Consider the following 3,425-nt stretch of genomic DNA (forward strand, 5'->3'; position numbering starts at 1 on the left):
GTTGTATCTATGATGCAATTAAAAAAATATTGATAATACTTTTCAACTGTCAAGTATCTATCTGAAAATTGACTATAAATAGAAATATATACATACATGGATAAAATTTGGCAAAAAAAATGCTGTATGATGGTGATCAAACAGCTTTATCAGTCTATGCATTTTATAGACTGGTAGGGCATTTTCACTAGATTTTTTGCACCCCCTACCACAATGAGCGATCTTAATACCAATTTATCAATAACACAACAAGATTTATCTGACACTTCCATAACAGACAATGATTGCGGTCTCTCGACCATCAACGGCATGCCTTGCCGAGAAAAGCTCATGGCTGATGAGGCAAGACGAGAACTTCAAGAAAAAATAGGCCTAAGCTCAGAAGATGTCATAGTTGTGCCAAACTTTCCTGACAAAAGGAAACACAGAAGACGCAGAGCCTCAGATGTCAGCTTTAAAGTTAAATTTGCTCTTCATGGTACCACTCATGAGTATGATCTGAATCATGCCGGTGACTGTCTTTCTCCTGCATTTTTCTTCTTTGTTCTGAATATCTTTAATGTTGTGAAGCGTGTGACTGACTTCGACTATATCCTTGCTATGCAGTCAATGATCTTACATGCAGCTACACAGATTAACCGAGACAGCATTACTACGTTTAAGGGGATTTTTGATCTCTGCCATATTGGCATTGGCTGTAAAATAAGGAACTTCCGAGAACGACTAAACAGCCATGATTTTGAAAGAGCAATGGCCGCGCTGGCAACAGTTGCAATCAGTGTAAGTTATTACCAGTCTGTCTGGGTATCAGAACAGCCTAAATCAAAGTCAGGAAAGAGCCAAAATAACCAGGCAATAGACGGCGGGCTTCATTCAGCGTTACGTACTTTTCTAAACAGACATGGGTTTCGTGATCTGTATGTGATAGACGGCTGTAACGTAGCTGTAAACTCGGCGATGAATGCACATACAAATGTTTCTGCAGCAGGACCTCAGAGAAAAGCCTCCGTCAAAAAGGGTGACAGTCGTGAAAACAAGCAGGGACGTCCCAATGCCTCAATCAAGTGCCATGTTCTTTTATCTGCCTTACATGAAACTATGCTTTATATCAATATTACTGGCGGACTTGCAAGTGAGCACGATCAGCTTGATGTCAACGTTATAAAAAAAATAACAAAGGACGCCATAGTTCTGGCTGATCGCAACTACGCAGCAACCCGAGAGTATTTGCGATTAAACATGTCAGGCGACGCCTACATCATTCGTATGCCTGCCGGAAACAGAAATACAATTCTTTATGCAGCTACATCTAAGGGAGACAGGCTGTACGGACTGGAAGGTAAAAAGGTTTCAGATGACCTGGTAACAATAGCAGCTGACAAGCTCGGACCTATTGATCTTGTTGTAGATGTACGCTCTAAATATGATAAAAGCAAGCTTACGATCGAAGAACTCAAGCTCTGTGAGCCTGCTAATGTTCCAGATCAGAAGAAGTACTGGATCACCGTTGGCGGCGTACGTATGACTGTGATTAAGAAGGCGGCAAAACTTGCACCTTATCACATTGATGATATACCTCATATCGAAGGAGAGGAAACTGCCTGCAACTTTGATGCAGAGAACTTTATCTATGACAGTCTTTCAGGGTTAAAACCTGTTTTAAATTATCCTGATAAGGACAGCGTAGATGTAGATGACATTTATCTTGAAGCTCTCAGGTACTTTGGTGCCCCTGCGGAAGAGGCAGGTCCTTGTCCTTTTGCTCTGCCACTACTTGAAGGCAGTTATGAGGATGGAGATGAGCAGAATGTCGATCCTGAAGCCATTATAAAAGATTTTGGAGAGGAGTATGACATTCAGACAATTTTAGCAGGTGGAAAAGGCTGTGAGGAGGATGGCCCTGCTGTCGAGGCTGACACGGGGGCCACAGCTGTACGAAAATACACAAAACACCCTAGAAGCTACAACAGAGAGGTCGCTGATGCGAGACTGATTTACCTTGCTACAAATATCGGCATTGATGTCATGAGAGCTGAGTTCATCGCTGAGCTGTACAAGTTCAGGTGGCCTATTGAGACTGAAAACAAAATGATGAAGCAGTATCATTCCTTGCACAGGTCCAATAAGCAAATTACCTCAGGGGTGCTATGCCTTTTTTATGCTTCAATTATTGCGTCTGCAACTGCTTCTATTACCGGTAACCACATTTCCGTCATGCTCAATGAGAGAGAGGACTGTACATTTACCTACGATGATCTGAAAAGGGTTGTTTCTCATGAAAGTGCAGCACGTGATGGAATCACTCGCAGAGCATTTGAAATAAAATCACTTGTAAAGCATCTTTCAGCTCTTATGAACGGGGTTGAAATGAAGTCTATGATTTGCCCTGACTGCTTGAAATTAAGCACACCAGTAGAGCCAGGTATTAATCGTGAAAGAATGTCGTACCTTACGTATTCTAAAGATTTTGTAGAGCGCCTTAACTCATCGCCTCATCATGGAAAGGAAATTTTGCAGAGCTGCAGTCCTACCGAGCTGGATACTATGATTGACGGCGCAGCTATAGGTATTCCTTACTTCGTAAGGATGGTGGAGGAAGTTGATGCATTCCTGAGCTCTGAGGGCATTGAAAGTGAAATAATGGAAGTACTGAAGGTACTTAAAAGCAGGTGTATTTCGCTTGGTATAAACATCTTAGATGCCATAAAGAAGCCGAAAATACCCGATGTAATTTCAATGTTCTGTACACACAAGTACAACCGTAACGGAAATATTTTCAGGGAGATTTTCAAAGACAGCCCATCGTACCTGCAGTTAGCAAGTGGTCAGATTCCTGACTCATACTGGGAGAGTCGTACACAGACCACTGACGTGTTTGAGCAGTATGCTGCTGATCTTTATGACAGTGCCAAGGCATACCACATGAGTCTGAGAACGTACGAGCGAGGAAAGGATAACAGACTGCATGCGTGCAGGTTGCTTTACCAGTCTCTCACTATGAGGTGTGCGGTGAATCTTCCACCAGAAGAAGTGAAGATTTGCCCTAGAGGAAGTTTCATAGGAAGACGATTCTGATTCTTCTTCTGCCTTAATCCAGTCATAATTTAGAGTGCTTTTGGACATGATTTTCATGGCCACAGATCACTACGCCCTCCTAAAAAATAATAAACCCCATAAACATGGGAATTGTCCCCCTCCTACAATTTGACATACCCGCTTACCACATCAAACAGATAATGTCAATAGTTAAAAATTGACCAACGTCTACATATAATCATAATGTTGTATCTAGTGGTTATAAAAATTATGTAGCTTTTCTACATATACGGCTGTTCAGTTTGATAGAATTAAATACGAGGTAAAAAAAATGAATGGCCTGTCTATGCGGCTTTAGCTATGGAAGATAGCTTAAATGCCGGGCTATG

The 3,425-nt window shown here is 41.8% G+C and carries 1 protein-coding gene; it reads left to right on the top strand.

Annotation, left to right across the window (positions count from 1 at the left end):
• Positions 1-213: 213 nt before the first annotated feature.
• Positions 214-3,075, top strand: coding sequence for a transposase (locus MXE41_RS12810; RefSeq protein ID WP_247100862.1), 2,862 nt, complete (start codon positions 214-216; stop codon positions 3,073-3,075).
• Positions 3,076-3,425: the final 350 nt, after the last annotated feature.

The sequence above is a fragment of the Anaerobiospirillum sp. NML120449 genome, assembly GCF_023051105.1.
Classification (GTDB): domain Bacteria; phylum Pseudomonadota; class Gammaproteobacteria; order Enterobacterales; family Succinivibrionaceae; genus Anaerobiospirillum.